Origin of the sequence: Pseudomonas sp. R3-52-08 (assembly GCF_003851745.1) — a bacterium.
Lineage (GTDB): Bacteria > Pseudomonadota > Gammaproteobacteria > Pseudomonadales > Pseudomonadaceae > Aquipseudomonas.
This window is the reverse complement of the sequence record NZ_CP027730.1, coordinates 3,650,570-3,665,622: the sequence shown is the minus strand read 5'-3', so window position 1 is coordinate 3,665,622 and position 15,053 is coordinate 3,650,570. Positions and strand designations below refer to the sequence as shown.

The 15,053-nt window shown below is 62.5% G+C and carries 10 protein-coding genes; 8 read left to right on the top strand and 2 right to left on the bottom strand.

Annotated elements, in window-relative coordinates; genetic code table 11:
- The first annotated feature begins 86 nt into the window (after positions 1 to 86).
- Positions 87 to 1,316: an acyl-CoA dehydrogenase gene (locus C4J91_RS16705; RefSeq protein ID WP_124363349.1), complete on the top strand. Its 1,230-nt coding sequence runs from the start codon at positions 87 to 89 to the stop codon at positions 1,314 to 1,316.
- 131 nt (positions 1,317 to 1,447) lie between these two features.
- On the opposite strand, the gene C4J91_RS16700 is transcribed toward C4J91_RS16705, so the two are convergent.
- Together C4J91_RS16700 and xthA are read right to left on the bottom strand one after the other, a co-directional pair.
- Positions 1,448 to 2,779 carry a substrate-binding domain-containing protein gene (locus C4J91_RS16700; RefSeq protein WP_124363348.1) on the bottom strand — a complete coding sequence of 444 codons (1,332 nt, stop codon included), beginning with the start codon at positions 2,777 to 2,779 and terminating at the stop codon, positions 1,448 to 1,450.
- 198 nt (positions 2,780 to 2,977) lie between these two features.
- Positions 2,978 to 3,790 carry an exodeoxyribonuclease III gene (xthA, locus tag C4J91_RS16695; protein WP_124363347.1) on the bottom strand — a complete coding sequence of 271 codons (813 nt, stop codon included), beginning with the start codon at positions 3,788 to 3,790 and terminating at the stop codon, positions 2,978 to 2,980.
- 169 nt (positions 3,791 to 3,959) lie between these two features.
- Here xthA and C4J91_RS16690 point away from each other — a divergent pair, with 169 nt between their 5' ends.
- The 7 genes from C4J91_RS16690 to C4J91_RS16660 all read left to right on the top strand — a co-directional run bounded on the left by C4J91_RS16690 (position 3,960) and on the right by C4J91_RS16660 (position 14,991).
- The gene (locus C4J91_RS16690; protein WP_124363346.1) at positions 3,960 to 4,610 is read left to right on the top strand and encodes an N-acetyltransferase; all 651 of its coding nucleotides are present in this window, start codon (positions 3,960 to 3,962) and stop codon (positions 4,608 to 4,610) included.
- A 64-nt stretch (positions 4,611 to 4,674) separates the two neighbouring features.
- The gene (locus tag C4J91_RS16685; protein ID WP_124363345.1) at positions 4,675 to 6,402 is read left to right on the top strand and encodes an autotransporter assembly complex family protein; all 1,728 of its coding nucleotides are present in this window, start codon (positions 4,675 to 4,677) and stop codon (positions 6,400 to 6,402) included.
- Positions 6,402 to 10,088 (top strand): translocation/assembly module TamB domain-containing protein, encoded by a 3,687-nt coding sequence (locus C4J91_RS16680; protein WP_124363344.1) that lies wholly within the window; start codon positions 6,402 to 6,404, stop codon positions 10,086 to 10,088. The genes C4J91_RS16685 and C4J91_RS16680 overlap by 1 nt, the downstream gene beginning before the upstream one ends.
- Before the next feature lie 237 nt (positions 10,089 to 10,325).
- Complete coding sequence (locus tag C4J91_RS16675; RefSeq protein WP_124363343.1) at positions 10,326 to 10,796, top strand: MarR family winged helix-turn-helix transcriptional regulator; 471 nt, start codon at positions 10,326 to 10,328, stop codon at positions 10,794 to 10,796.
- The gene (locus tag C4J91_RS16670) at positions 10,796 to 12,247 is read left to right on the top strand and encodes an efflux transporter outer membrane subunit (protein ID WP_124363342.1); all 1,452 of its coding nucleotides are present in this window, start codon (positions 10,796 to 10,798) and stop codon (positions 12,245 to 12,247) included. Before C4J91_RS16675 ends, C4J91_RS16670 begins: the two co-directional genes overlap by 1 nt.
- Before the next feature lie 15 nt (positions 12,248 to 12,262).
- Positions 12,263 to 13,462: an efflux RND transporter periplasmic adaptor subunit gene (locus C4J91_RS16665; RefSeq protein WP_124363341.1), complete on the top strand. Its 1,200-nt coding sequence runs from the start codon at positions 12,263 to 12,265 to the stop codon at positions 13,460 to 13,462.
- Entirely contained in the window at positions 13,462 to 14,991 is a 1,530-nt protein-coding gene (locus C4J91_RS16660) for a DHA2 family efflux MFS transporter permease subunit (RefSeq protein ID WP_124363340.1), read from the top strand. Before C4J91_RS16665 ends, C4J91_RS16660 begins: the two co-directional genes overlap by 1 nt.
- The last annotated feature ends 62 nt before the right edge of the window (positions 14,992 to 15,053 follow it).

Genomic DNA, 15,053 nt, shown 5'->3' with positions numbered 1-15,053 from the left:
CGCCGAGAATAGGCTAGGTAAATTATCAGCGCTGTTCTAGCATCGATTGCATGACCTAAACAACCTCTCAGAGAAGGGAGCTGCTCATGGATTTCGCCTATTCGCCCAAGGTTCAGGAACTGCGTGAACGCGTCAGCGCATTCATGGACGCTTACGTCTACCCGGCCGAGCCGGTGTTCGAACGCCAGGTCAGCGAAGGCGACCGCTGGCAGCCCACCGCGATCATGGAAGAACTCAAGGCCCGGGCGAAAGCCGAAGGGTTGTGGAACCTGTTCCTGCCGGAATCCGAGCTGGGCGCCGGCCTGAGCAACCTCGAATATGCACCGCTGGCCGAAATCATGGGCCGCTCGCTGTTGGGTCCGGAACCGTTCAACTGCTCCGCCCCCGACACCGGCAACATGGAAGTGCTGGTGCGCTACGCCAATGAAGAGCAGAAACAACGCTGGCTTGAACCGCTGCTGCGCGGTGAGATTCGTTCCGCCTTCGCCATGACCGAACCGGACGTGGCCTCCTCGGACGCCACCAACATGGCCGCTCGCGCCGAACGCCAGGGCGATGAATGGGTGATCAACGGCAAGAAGTGGTGGACCTCCGGCGCCTGCGACCCGCGCTGCAAGATCCTGATCTTCATGGGCCTGAGCAACCCGGATGCGCCACGCCACCAACAGCATTCGATGATTCTGGTACCGGTGGACACCCCCGGCGTAAAAATCCTGCGCCCGCTGCCGGTGTTCGGCTACGACGACGCGCCCCACGGCCACGCCGAAGTGCTGTTCGACAATGTGCGCGTGCCTTACGAAAACGTGTTGTTGGGTGAAGGCCGTGGGTTTGAGATTGCCCAGGGCCGCCTTGGCCCTGGGCGTATCCACCACTGCATGCGCTCCATCGGCATGGCTGAGCGCGCGTTGGAATTGATGTGCAAGCGCTCGGTCAGCCGCAGCGCGTTCGGCAAGCCGCTGGCGCGCCTGGGGGGCAATATCGACAAGATCGCCGACTCGCGCATGGAGATTGATATGGCGCGGCTGCTGACCTTGAAAGCGGCGTACATGATGGACACCGTGGGGAATAAAGTCGCCAAAAGCGAAATCGCCCAGATCAAGGTGGTCGCGCCGAACGTGGCGCTGAAGGTGATCGACCGTGCGATCCAGATTCACGGCGGTGCCGGCGTTTCCAACGACTTTCCGCTGGCCTATATGTACGCGATGCAACGCACCCTGCGCCTGGCCGACGGCCCGGACGAAGTGCACCGTGCGGCGATCGGCAAGTTCGAGATTGGCAAGTATGTGCCCAAGGAGCTGATGCGGGGCGGGCAGTAGCACCGCGTCGCCTGCCATCGGGAGCAAGCCCCCTCCCACACTGACCGTGTTCCAACAGGAGAATGCGGTCAAATGTGGGAGGGGGCTTGCCCCCGATGAGGCCAGTTCAGCCACTGAAGATCCAACAGACCTCAGTACACCCAAACCTCCACCCGCCGATTCTTGATCCGCCCCTCATCCTCAGTATTTGCCGCCACCGGCATCTGTGCGCCAAACCCGCGAATATCGCGCAGCACCACGCCGCTTTTCACCAGTTCCCTGCGCACCGCCATCGCCCGCAACTTGGACAGCAGGGCCGCCCGCTGCGGATCATTCTTGGCATCGCCAAAGCCCACCAGCGTCACCTGTTTGTGCAGTTTGCCGTGGCTTTGCAGATACGCCACCACCCGCCGCACATCCTGGCGCGCCTTGTTGTCCAGGCTGGCGCTGCCTTCCTCGAAACGAAAATTCACCGTCAAGCGCTGGGCGTTGCGCGCAATCGCCTGATACGCCTCGGGCATCGAGGCACGTGGGGCTACGCCAATCGCCTGCACGTGCTGGGCGACAAAGCCGTTGGCCGCCACGATCGCCTGGCCCTGATCGCTTTGAGCAAAGTCCACCAAGGCCTTGGCCCAGGGATTACGCGTCGCCGGCGGCAAATAAAAGTACAGCCGCCGTGACAGCGGGTAATCCTCGGTGGCGATCAGGCTGTTCAGCGCCGGCATCGGTTGCGAGTCGCCATCGACAATCGCCACGGTCTTGGCTTGGCGTACGTAGGGCAGGCCGATAAAACCGATGCCTTGGGGGTCTTGGCTGACCGCATCGGACAGCGCTTCGCTGGACTCGAAACGCTGGGCTGACGCGGCCAGCGGTTTGCCGCGTCGGTTCAGCACCAGCTCCTTGAAGGTGTCATAGGTGCCGGACTGATCGTCCCGCGCGTACAGGTGAATGGCACCGCCGCTGCCGCCGAGTGTTTCCCAGGTGCTGATTTCGCCATTGAAAATCTGCGCCAGTTGCTCGGTGTTGAGGGTGTTCAGCGGATTACGCGAGTTAAGGATCATCGCCAAGCCGTCAATAGCGATCACGTGTTCGGCGCCGGCGCTTTTCAGGTCGCCCAGGGACTCGAGGTCAACCAATTCGCCGTCGTTGATCGGACGGGACGAGGCGGCCAGGTCGGCGCTATGGTTTTTCAGCGCGGCAAACCCGGTGCTGGAACCATGGGCGGCGACGTCGACCCTCACGGTCTTGCCCTCACGGGTCTTGCCGGTCACACGCTGTTCATTGGCGCTCTCGGCGGGTTCGCTGTGCACGCCTTGCAAACCCTGCTGCTCCATCAAGCCCCTGACCAATGCCGGGACCAAACCCGCGCCAATGGTGTTGGAGCCCTGGATACGCAATGCCGGGCCTTGATCAGGCAGGGGCAGCGGGGCGGACACCGCGAAGAAAGGGAAAAGGGCCAGCAGTAACAGAGCGCGCAGCATCATGCCGACACCTTCGTCAGCCAAAGGGAGTGCCGGGAGATTAAGTCAGGGGGATTACAGCAATGTGACTGACACGCCACAGGTCAAAATGTGGGAGGGGGCTTGCTCCCGATCGCGGTGTATCAGCTACAGATCAGCTGACTGACACACTGCTATCGGGAGCAAGCCCCCTCCCACATTTGATCTTCACCCGTCTTGATATCAGCTCAGCTCCAACCAGATCGGCGCATGGTCCGATGGTTTTTCCAATGCGCGCAAATCGTAATCCACTCCCGCGTCCTTGAGCCGAGGCACCAGGCCGGTGGACGCCATGATCACGTCGATGCGCAGCCCACGCTTGGGCTCATCCTCAAAGCCACGGCTGCGGTAATCGAACCAGCTGAAGCGGTCGGTCACCTCAGGATTCAAGTGCCGGAAGCTGTCCACCAGGCCCCAGTTTTTCAGGCGGGCCATCCATTCGCGCTCTTCCGGCAGGAAGCTGCACTTGCCGGTTTTCAGCCAGCGTTTGGCATTGTCGGCGCCGATGCCGATGTCGCAGTCCTGCGGGGAAATATTCACGTCGCCCATCACCACCAGTGCCTGGTCATTGCTGAACTGGCTTTCCAACAGCTGTTGCAGGTCTTCATAGAAGCGCTGCTTGGCCGGGAATTTGGTGGGGTGGTCGCGGCTTTCGCCTTGGGGGAAGTAGCCGTTCATGACAGTGACCGGGTGGCCGTTCTCGTCGGCGAAGGTGCCCCAGATGAAACGGCGCTGGGCGTCTTCTTCATCGCTGGCAAAGCCTTTGTGCAGGCTCAACGCCTCTTTGCGCGAGAGCAGGGCCACGCCGTAATGGCCTTTCTGGCCATGGTAATAAACGTGATAGCCCAGCGCCTGGACTTCGGCCAACGGGAACTGGTCATCGTGGACCTTGGTTTCCTGCAGGCCGATGACATCCGGTTGATGCTTTTCAATCAGCGCCGCCAGCTGATGAGGGCGGGCACGCAGCCCGTTGATATTGAAGGAGACGATTTTCATGGTCGGCAGTCCAGTCTGGCAAAAGGGCGATGCTAGCCGACAAGTCGGACGGGGGCCAGCGTGGCGGTAGGGCGCATGCGCTGCTAATGTCTGGGAACGACTGGCGCTGCGCAGGTTCGTACCCATAAGAACGCCACCTCTTTGAGTGGCGTCCAGGAGATTGACTGTTATGCCTGACACTTCGACGGCCGCTGCCGAAATTCGTGTGCTCAATAGCGGCTATTCCCGCGAAGCGCGTTCCCTGCTGTACCAGGCCTACCGTCACGAACCGACCTTCGCCTACATCTTCGAAGCCGAGCGCTCCGGTTATGAACAGCGGGTGCGCGCCACCGTGCGCGAGCTGGTCAAGCAGCATTTCTTCCAGAAGCTTCCGGCCATTGGCCTGTTCGTCGACGACCGTTTGGTCGGCGTTGCCCTGATCGCCCCGCCGCAACGGCGCCTGGGCATCACCGAGAGCTGGGCCTGGCAAATCCGCATGTGGCTGAGCACCGGGGTACGCGGCACGCGGCGTTACCTTGAATACCATCAGGCCGTTATGGCGTGCCTGCCCGGCGAGTCGGTGCATGTGTTGCCATTGCTGGGCATTCACCCGCAGTTGCAGGGCCACCACTACGGCGAACAATTGCTTGAAGCGGTTCACAATTGGTGCGCCGAAGACCCGCATTCATCGGGCGTGGTGCTCGACACGGGCAATTCCCGTTACCTGGAGTTCTATAAGCGCCAGGGCTATGAGGAAATCGGTGAAATTGCCGTAGGACCTGTGCTGGAGCATGTGTTTTTCCATCCCAACCCCCAGCCGTTAAGTGCTGCAGCGACTTGAGACAGAATTATTCAGACAAATCCGGGTTCAAAGTTCCTCTCTCGCTCGTGTAGCATCCGCGCCTATGAAGTTTCCAGGAAGATTTACCAGCGGCTTGATCCTGCTGTTCACAAGCTGCGGCGCATGGGCGCAAAGCGAATTGGACGTGCGGATCAAGCCCTCTAACGACGCACTGAAAGCCAACATCGAAGGCTACATCGGCGGGGTGGGCGATCGTGATGAAGAGGCGCTGCTGCGGTTCAGCCGTGGCGCCGAGGAGCAGGCGCGCAAAGCGGCCCAGGCCCTGGGCTTCTATCAGCCACAGATCGCCAGCGATGTGCAGGGCGGCAAGAACCCGCGCCTGATCCTCACCATCGACCCCGGCGAGCCCGTGCATTTGCGCAACGTCACCCTGCGGGTCGACGGCCCGGCGGCGAACCTCAAGGCGTTTCGCGTGCCTGCCAGTGACGATCTCAAGCCCGGGGCGGTGCTCAACCACGGCCATTACGATGATGCCAAGCGTCTGATCCAGAACCAGGCCTCGCGCTACGGCTTTTTCAGCGGGCGCTTTACGCGTCAGACACTCTCCGTCGATCCCCAGGCGGGCGTCGCCGATATCGAGCTGGTTTACGACAGCGGCCCACGCTACAGCATGGGCAAGGTCAGCTTTAGCGGCGACACTCCATTCGATGAAGAACTGCTGCAACGCATGGTGCCCTTTGACAGTGGCACCCCTTACGACTCCGAACTGATCGCCGAACTCAACCAGAACCTGCAAGGCAGTGGCTTCTTCGACAGCGTGCGCGTGGACGCCAGCCCCACGGCCTCGACCAATGACGTGATTCCGGTGGCCGTGCAACTGGACACGCGCAAGCCACGCACGATGGGCCTGGGCCTGGGTTTTTCGACGGATGTGGGCCCGCGCGGCAAGGCCAACTGGACGCGCCACTGGGTCAATCCCCAGGGCCACAGTTATGGCTGGGAGGCCGAGCTTTCGGCGCCACGGCAGAACGTCGGCCTATGGTATGACGTTCCGCTCGACCCACCGCTCACCGACAAACTGCGCTTCGCCGGCGGTTACCAGAATGAAGAGCTGGCCAACACCGACACCCTGAGCAAGCTGCTCACCGTCGGGCCCGAATGGCACAGTAAATTGCCCAGCGGCTGGACACGGGTTATCTCGCTCAAATACCAGCGTGAAGAATACCGCCTGGGCAATGACTCGGGCCTGAGCAACCTGGTGATGCCGGGGCTCAGCTACTCCTACCTGCGCAGCGACAACCGTATCGATCCGCACAACGGTTATCGCCTGATGTTCGACAGCAAGGTCGCCAAGGAAGGGCTCGGTTCCGACACCAATCTGCTGTACGGCACGGCCACGATCAAGGGCTTGACCACCTTGTGGGATAACCATCGGTTCCTGGGCCGCGCGCAAGTGGGTGGCAGTGCCACCAACGGCTACAAGTCGGTACCGCCGTCGCTGCGCTTCTTTGCCGGTGGCGACCAGAGCGTGCGCGGCTATGAATACCAGACCCTGTCACCGGAAAACGATCGCGGTGACCGCATCGGCGGCCGCTATATGGTGGCGCTGAGTGCCGAGTACCAATATTCCATCGCCGACAAATGGCGGATCGCGACGTTTATCGACCAGGGCAACTCGTTCAATACCCTGGAAATGCCCAGCCTGAAAACCGGTGTCGGTGTGGGCGTGCGCTGGGTCTCGCCGGTTGGCCCGATCCGCCTCGACCTGGCCCATGCCCTGGAAGACCCGGGCGGCATTCGATTGCACTTTTCCATGGGGCCTGAGCTGTGATGCGTGGTTTGAAAATAGCGGGGCTGGTCCTGATGGCCATCCTCGCGGTGGCGGTGTTGGCGCTGTGGTCGGTATTGGGAACCCAGGCGGGCAGTCGCTGGGCACTGGGCCAGGTGCCGGGTTTGAGCCTGGAAAACTTCCAGGGGCGTCTGGGCGGACAGTGGAGCGCCGATCACCTGCTATGGCAGCAAGACAGCAGCCGCGTCGAGCTTGATGCGCCCAAGTTCGATTGGTCGCCGGGGTGCCTGTTGCGTATGACCCTGTGTATTGATCGCCTGGATGTGGAGCGGGTCAGCCTGCAATTTCCCCCCAGCGCCGAAGCGAGCAGCAGCGGGCCCATCGCGTTGCCCGACCTGAAACTGCCGCTGGCCATCCAGCTGGGCGACGTTCGCGTCGGTAGCCTGTTGTTCAACGGCAGCGAAGAACTCAAGGGCCTGCAACTGGCGGCGCACTGGACCTCCGCGGGTATGCAGATCGACGCCGTGCACCTGCAACGGGACGGCCTGGTGCTGGACCTCGCCGGCCTGCTGCAACCCGTCGGCGACTGGCCTTTGACGGCCAGCGGTAATCTCAGCCTGCCTTACGCGCCGGGCGGCGCACCGTGGACGGTGGCCCTCAAGGTCGATGGCGACTTGCTCAAGACCCTCAAGCTCGACGCCGACAGCAGCGGCTACCTGCCGGCCAAGCTCAGTGGCGAGTTGCAGCCGCTGGTGGACAATCTGCCGGCGCAATTGCGCATCACCGCAGACGCCTTCAAACCCAGCGCCGACCTGCCCGACACCTTGCAACTCAATCAATTGGACCTGAGCGCCAAGGGCGACCTGAAAAACGGTTACCAATTGCTGGGCAAAGCGCTGCTACCGGCGGAAAAAGGCCCGGTGGACCTGCTGCTGCAAGGCAAGGTCGACGCCAAGGGCGCACAGATCGCCGGTCTGGACCTGACGGCCGGCGACCAGCAAAGCCTCAAGCTCAGCGCCAACCTGGACTGGCAACAAGGCTTCAGCGCCGACGCCAAGGTCGCCTGGCTGGACTTCCCCTGGCATCGCCTGTATCCGCTGATCGACGAACCGCAGGTGACCTTGCGCACCTTCAACGGTGAAGTTTCCTATAAAGACGGCAACTACCTGGGCAACCTCAAGGCCGATCTCGACGGCCCGGCGGGCAAGTTCAATGTGGTCACACCGTTCAGTGGCGACCTCAAGCAAATTTTTCTGCCCGAGCTGAAGCTGACGGCCGGCCAGGGCAAGGCCGAAGGGCGTTTGAGCGTACAGTTCGCAGACGGCATCGCCTGGGACACCGCGTTGGATTTGACCGCGTTGAACCCGGCCTATTGGGTCGCCGAATTGCCCGGCACCCTGGCCGGGCCGCTGCGCAGCAAAGGCGAATTCAGAAACGAGCAACTCAAGCTCAACGCCGACCTTGACCTCAAGGGCCGTCTGCGCGGGCAAACCGCCGTGCTGGCCGCCAAGGCCGAAGGAGCGGGCGAACAATGGACCCTCGCCAACCTGGACATCCGCCTGGGCGACAACCGCATCAACGGCAGCGGCAGCCTGCAGCAACGCCTGGCCGGGCAGATCGACATCAAGCTGGCCCGCCTGGCCCAGCTCTGGCCGCAACTGCGTGGGCAGATCAACGGCCGCGTCGATGTGGCCGGTACCCTGAAGGCGCCGCAAGGCAAGCTCAACCTCAAGGGCCAGCAACTGGCATTGGCCGACAACCGCCTGCAAAACCTCAGCCTCGACGCGACACTGGACAGCGCCCAGCACGCCAGGATCGACCTCAAGGGCAGCGGCATCCAGAGCGGCGAGACCCAGGTTGGTACCCTCACCGCCAGCGCCCAGGGTGATATCAAGAGCCAGAAAGTCCAGCTGGATCTGGCCGGTCCTTTGCTCAAGCTGGCCCTGGCCCTGGACGGCAACCTCGATAAAGGCAACTGGCGCGGGCGCTTGGCCAGCGGCGACGTGCAAGCGGGTGGCCAGGACTGGAGGCTGCAAGCCCCGGCGAAAATCGAGCGCATGGCCGATGGCAAGCTGACCTTTGCCGCCCATTGCTGGGTGTCCGGTGGCGCCAGCCTGTGCGGCGAAGACCAGCGCCTGATGCCCGAGCCGAAGCTGCGGTACCACCTCAAGCAATTCCCCCTCGACAGCCTCGCGGGCTTTTTGCCCAAAGACTTCGCCTGGCAGGGCAGGCTCAATGCCGACGTGCAGCTCGATCTGCCGGCCAGCGGCCCCAAAGGCGTGGTGTCGGTGGACGCCGGTGGCGGCACCCTGCGCGTCAAGGACAAGAATCAGTGGTTGGATTTCCCGTACGACACCCTCAAGCTGGAAACCACCCTCAACCCCAAGCGTATCGACACCCAGTTGAACTTCCGTGGCGGCAAGCTCGGCGAGTTGCTGTTGCAGGCGCAGATCGACCCGTTGCCGGCCAACAAGCCGATCACCGGCAATTTCAGCCTCACCGGGCTGGACCTGGCGGTGGCTCGGCCTTTCGTGCCGATGGTGGAAAAACTCAGCGGCAAGCTCAATGGCAACGGGCGGATTTCCGGCGGCCTGCTCGCACCCCAGGTCAACGGCAGCGTGAATCTGGTCGATGGCGAAATCTCGGGGCCTGAACTGCCGGTGAGCCTGGAAGGCCTGAACGTGCAGGCGCTGATTGCCGGCGAAAGCGTGCAGCTCAATGGCGCCTGGCGCAGCGGCAAGGCCGGGCAGGGCAGCCTCAAGGGCGAGATCGACTGGGGCCGCGCCCTGGTGGTGGACCTGAGCCTCAAGGGTTCGCAACTGCCGGTGACGGTCGAGCCCTATGCCGTATTGGAAGTGGCGCCCGACCTGAAGATCAGCCTCAAGGACGACAAGCTGGCGATTGCCGGCAAGGTGCACATCCCGCGCGGCGATATCACCGTGCGCGAGCTGCCGCCGTCGACGGTCAAGGTGTCCGATGACACGGTGATCGTCGGCAGCCAGACCGAAGAGGGCAAGCCGCCGATGGCGATGGCCATGGATATCGACGTGGAAGTGGGCGAAGACCAACTCAACTTCGCCGGCTTTGGCCTCACCGCCAAAGTGCAAGGCCATGTGCATATCGGCGACAACATGGACACCCGTGGCGAACTGTGGCTCAACGATGGCCGTTACCGGGCCTACGGCCAGCGCCTGAATGTGCGCCGTGCGCGCCTGTTGTTCGCCGGGCCGTTGGATCAGCCGTTCCTGGATATCGAGGCGGTACGCGTGACCACCGAGTCTTCCCGCACGGTCACCGCCGGCATTCGGTTGAGCGGCAGTGCCGAGCAGCCGACCACGCAGATCTTCTCCGAGCCCGCCATGGCCCAGGAAGACGCGCTGTCCTACCTTGTGCTGGGACGTTCGCGCACCAACAACGGTGAAGACAACAATATGCTCGCCGAAGCCGCCCTGGGCCTGGGCCTGATGGGCAGCGCCGGGGTGACCTCGGACATCGCCACCAAGTTGGGCATCCAGGATTTCGATCTGGATACCCAGGGCTCCGGCAACAGCACGGCGGTGGTGGCCAGCGGCAAGATCAACGAAAAACTCAGCCTGCGTTACGGGGTTGGGGTGTTCGAACCGGCCAACACCATCGCGTTGCGCTACCTGCTGAGCAAGAAGGTGTACCTGGAAGTGGCCACCGGCGTGGCCAGTTCGCTGGACATCTTCTACAAGCGCGATTTCTAAGCATCACGCGGTCAAAAAATGTGGGAGGGGGCTTGCCCCCGATAGCAGTGTGTCAGTCAGCTAATCTGTACCTGACCCACCGCTATCGGGAGCAAGCCCCCTCCCACATTGGTATGTATTTCACTCAAGTTTTCATGTGATTACCAAGCAACCTAACTATTCCATTTGACATTCGCTGCCTAAGCAGTAATATCTCGTCACACATTCACTGCCTAGGCAGTAATAAGGTGACTTCCGATGCCGCATTTCACCCCTGAAAACTTCCACAACTGCCATCTCGGGCTGTTGCTGGGCCGCGCTGCGATCCTCAAAGACCGCATCATCGACACCCATATGGAACCCCACGGCATCACCGCCGCGCAGTTCAAGGTGTTGATCATCATGGCCCAGTTCGGCGTCGACACGCCGGCCGAGCTGTGCCGCAACCTGTCCCTGGACAGCGGCTCGATGACGCGCATGCTCGACCGGCTGGAGCAGAAAAAGCTGCTCAGTCGCAAGCGTTCCGAGCTGGACCGCCGCCAGGTGCAGTTGGTGCTGACCGCCGATGGCCAGCGTCTGGCAGACATGCTGCCGCACATCGGCGCCCAGGCCCTCAACCAACTGGCCGGCGTACTTGAGCCGGGCGAGTTGGAAAACCTGGAACGGATCCTCAAGAAAATTCTGATAGCTGCGGGTGATCCCATCACCCTTCAGCGGGTAGGACAATGATGAACACACGCGCATTCAGCCTGGTGCTGATGGCGATGACGTTGGCCGGTTGTGCCAACTACAGCGGCCTTGACACCCAAGGCAAACACCTCGACGCCAATAGCTTGCAAACCGGAAAATCCCTGAGCGGTGTCAGCCTGTCCAGCGCCGCCTGGCCGGCCGCCGACTGGTGGAAAAGCCTCGGCGACCCACAGCTCGACGGCCTGATCCAGGAAGCCCTGCAACACAGCCCCGACATGCAGGTCGCCAGTGCCCGTGCGCACCAGGCCGAAGCTGCGGCCTATGCCGCCAACGCAGCGCGCATGCCCACCGTGGATGCCAGCGCCGGTGTCAGCCGTTCGCGGCTGGCCAAGGACCAGGACCCGCGCGGGGAGGGCGATGCCTATTCGACGGTGCGCAACATCGGCGCCAGCTTCAATTACAACTTCGACCTGTGGGGTGGGCAGCGCGCCGCCTGGGAAGCCGCCTTGGGCCAGGCCCGCGCCGCCGAAGTCGACCAGCAGGCCGCGCGCCTGACCCTGGCCGCCAATGTGGCCAAGGCCTACAGCGATCTGGGCCAGGCGCATATCGTGCGTGACCTGGCTGCCGACGACCTTAAGCGCACCCGCCAGATGCTCGACCTGAGCAAGCGCCGCCTGAGTTCCGGCATCGACAGCGAATACCAATACCAGCAAACCGAAAGCCTGGAAGCCAGCTCCCAGTCGCAGTTGATCGATGCGGAAAAACAACTGCAAAGCGCCAAGATCGCCCTGGCTGTGCTGCTCGGTAAAGGCCCGGACCGTGGCAACGAACTGGCGCGCCCGAATGTACTGAAACCCACGGCGGTCGCCGTGCCGTCGGTGTTGCCCGCCGAGCTGCTCGGCCGGCGCCCGGACCTGGTCGCCGCGCGCTGGCGGGTGGAAGCTGCGAGCAAGGACATCGCCGCCAGCAAGACCCGTTTCTATCCCAACCTCAACCTGAGCGCGAGCGCCGGCGCCGAATCGTTGCTGGGCGATGCCATGTTCGGTTCGGCCAGCCGCTTCTTCAATATCGCGCCGACGATATCGCTGCCGATCTTCGACGGTGGCCGCCTGCGCGCCGACCTCGACGCCCGCGACGCCGATTACGACCTGGCCGTGGCCCAGTACAACAAAACCCTGGTGCAAGCCTTGGGCGACATCGGCAACACCTTGTCGCAACTGCGCGACACCGGACGGCAGATCCAGGCGCAGCAACACGCCGCCGATATCGCCCAGCAGTCTTACGACACCGGGGTGCAACGCTACAGCTCCGGCATCGGTAATTATCTGGATGTGCTCAGCATCGAGCAGCAATTGCTGCAGGCCCAGCGTCAGTTGGCGTCCTTGAATGCTGCGCAGATCGATCTGTCGATTCAATTGATGCAGGCCCTGGGTGGCGGGTTCAACGCCAGCAACGTGGCCGCGACCACCCCAGCCAACCGCACGGAATAATTTGAGGTATTTGTCATGGCCACTGCCGACAGCAACACCGCACCCGAACAAACCAAAGACAACAATCCGCGCAAACGCAAAGTCATGCTGATCGGCCTGGCGCTGATAGTCATCCTCGGTGTCGTCGGCGTCTGGGCTTGGTACGAGTTCTACGGGCGCTTTAACGAAAGCACCGATGACGCCTACGTGAATGGCAACGTGGTGGAAATCACCCCGCTGGTCACCGGCACTGTGGTCAGCATTGGCGCCGACGATGGCGACCTGGTCCACGAAGGCCAGGTGCTGGTGAACTTCGACCCCAACGACGCCGCCGTCGGTCTGCAAAGTGCCCAGGCCAACCTGGCCCGCACCGTGCGCCAGGTTCGCGGTTTGTACAGCAACGTCGATGGGATGAAAGCCCAGGTCAACGCGCAGAAAGCGGACGTGCAGACCGCCCAGGACAACTACAACCGGCGTAAGACCCTGGCCCAGGGCGGGGCGATCTCCCAGGAAGAATTGTCCCACGCCCGTGACAGCCTGACCGCCGCCAAAAACGCCTTGACCAACCTTGAGCAGCAACTCAAAACCAGCAATGCCTTGGTGGATGACACGGTGATTTCGTCGCACCCGGATGTGCAGGCCGCCGCCGCGCAACTGCGCCAGGCGTACCTGGCCAACGCGCGCAGCACCTTGATCGCCCCGGTCACAGGCTATGTGGCCAAGCGCACCGTGCAACTGGGCCAGCGCGTGCAACCGGGTACCGCGCTGATGGCGGTGATTCCGCTGGACCAGCTGTGGATCGATGCCAACTTCAAGGAAACCCAGCTGCGTGATATGCGCATCGGCCAGCCGGTGGATATCGAATCGGACATTTACGGCAGCGATGTGAAGTACAGCGGCACCGTCGACAGCCTGGGCGCCGGCACTGGCAGCGCGTTTGCCTTGCTGCCCGCGCAGAACGCCACCGGCAACTGGATCAAGATCGTGCAGCGGGTGCCGGTGCGCATCCATATCAACGCCGAAGAGCTGGCCAAGCACCCGCTTCGGGTCGGCTTGAGCACCGTGGTCAATGTGGACCTGCATGACCAGAGCGGCCCGGTGCTGGCGCAACAGGCACCGCAGAAGGCCTCGTTCACCACCAACGTGTATGACCGCCAACTGGCCGAAGCCGATGCCATGATCAATCAGTTGATCCATGACAACAGCGTCGCCGCTCCCAAGGCTGCGCAACGCTGATGAGCAATAACGCCTCGTTCACGCCGCCCAGCCTGGTGATGGCCACTATCGGGCTGTCGCTGGCGACCTTCATGCAGGTGCTCGACACCACTATCGCCAACGTGGCGTTGCCGACCATTTCCGGCAACCTGGGCGTGAGTTCGGAGCAGGGCACCTGGGTCATTACCTCGTTTGCGGTGAGCAACGCCATTGCCTTGCCGCTCACCGGTTGGTTGAGCCGGCGCTTCGGCGAGGTGAAGCTGTTTCTGTGGGCGACCCTGCTATTCGTGCTGGCGTCGTTCCTGTGCGGTATTTCCACCTCGATGCCCGAATTGATCGGCTTTCGCGTGCTGCAGGGCCTGGTTGCCGGGCCGTTGTACCCGATGACGCAAACCTTGCTGATCGCGGTGTACCCGCCGGCCAAGCGCGGCATGGCTCTGGCACTATTGGCGATGGTCACGGTGGTGGCGCCGATTGCCGGGCCGATCCTCGGCGGCTGGATCACCGACAGCTACAGTTGGCCATGGATCTTCTTCATCAACGTGCCCATCGGCATCTTTGCGGTGATGGTGGTGCGTGCGCAGCTCAAGAAACGCCCGGTGCAGACCAGCCACCAACCGATGGATTACGTCGGGCTGCTCAGCCTGATCGTCGGGGTCGGCGCCTTGCAGATCATCCTCGACAAGGGCAATGACCTGGATTGGTTCGAGTCCAACTTCATCATCATCGGTGCGGCCATTTCGGTGATCGCCCTGGCGGTGTTCATCATCTGGGAAATGACCGACAAGCACCCGGTGGTCAACCTGCGCTTGTTTGCCTACCGCAACTTCCGTATCGGTACCATTGTGTTGGTCGGCGGCTATGCGGGTTTCTTCGGCATCAACCTGATCCTGCCGCAATGGCTGCAGACCCAGATGGGCTACACCGCCACCTGGGCCGGCTTGGCGGTGGCGCCGATCGGTATTCTGCCGGTGCTGATGTCGCCGTTCGTGGGCAAGTACGCGCACAAGTTCGACCTGCGCCTGCTGGCGGGGCTGTCATTCCTGGCGATGGGCTTGAGCTGTTTCATGCGTGCGAGCTTCACCAACGAGGTGGATTTCCAGCACATCGCCCTGGTGCAGTTGTTCATGGGTATCGGCGTGGCGCTGTTCTTCATGCCGACCTTGAGCATCCTGATGTCCGACCTGCCGCCGCAGCAGATTGCCGACGGCGCCGGTCTGGCGACCTTCCTGCGGACCCTGGGCGGCAGCTTCGCGGCGTCGCTCACCACCTGGATCTGGATTCGCCGCGCCGACCAGCACCATGCCTACATGAGCGAGAACATGACCGTCTATGACTCGACCACGCGCGATGCCGTGCAGGCGCTGGGTGGGGCAGGGCACAAGGCCTATGCGCAACTGGACCAGATTCTCACCAGCCAGGCGTACATGATGTCTACCGTGGATTACTTCACGTTGATGGGGTGGGTCTTCGTGGGGTTGATGCTGCTGGTGTGGCTGGCCAAGCCGCCGTTCGGCGCCAAGGCCGGGCCAGAGGCGTCCGGGCACTGACCCGCAGAGGTTGGAATGCAATCCAATGTGGGAGGGGGCTTGCCCCCGATGGCGGTGTGTCA

Coding starts and splice junctions, on each gene's coding strand:
- C4J91_RS16690 (WP_124363346.1), top strand. CDS start 3,960: ATGCCTGACACTTCGACGGCCGCTGCCGAAATTCGTGTGCTCAATAGC.
- C4J91_RS16665 (WP_124363341.1), top strand. CDS start 12,263: ATGGCCACTGCCGACAGCAACACCGCACCCGAACAAACCAAAGACAAC.
- C4J91_RS16685 (WP_124363345.1), top strand. CDS start 4,675: ATGAAGTTTCCAGGAAGATTTACCAGCGGCTTGATCCTGCTGTTCACA.
- xthA (WP_124363347.1), bottom strand. CDS start 3,790: ATGAAAATCGTCTCCTTCAATATCAACGGGCTGCGTGCCCGCCCTCAT.
- C4J91_RS16705 (WP_124363349.1), top strand. CDS start 87: ATGGATTTCGCCTATTCGCCCAAGGTTCAGGAACTGCGTGAACGCGTC.
- C4J91_RS16700 (WP_124363348.1), bottom strand. CDS start 2,779: ATGATGCTGCGCGCTCTGTTACTGCTGGCCCTTTTCCCTTTCTTCGCG.
- C4J91_RS16670 (WP_124363342.1), top strand. CDS start 10,796: ATGAACACACGCGCATTCAGCCTGGTGCTGATGGCGATGACGTTGGCC.
- C4J91_RS16660 (WP_124363340.1), top strand. CDS start 13,462: ATGAGCAATAACGCCTCGTTCACGCCGCCCAGCCTGGTGATGGCCACT.
- C4J91_RS16675 (WP_124363343.1), top strand. CDS start 10,326: ATGCCGCATTTCACCCCTGAAAACTTCCACAACTGCCATCTCGGGCTG.
- C4J91_RS16680 (WP_124363344.1), top strand. CDS start 6,402: ATGCGTGGTTTGAAAATAGCGGGGCTGGTCCTGATGGCCATCCTCGCG.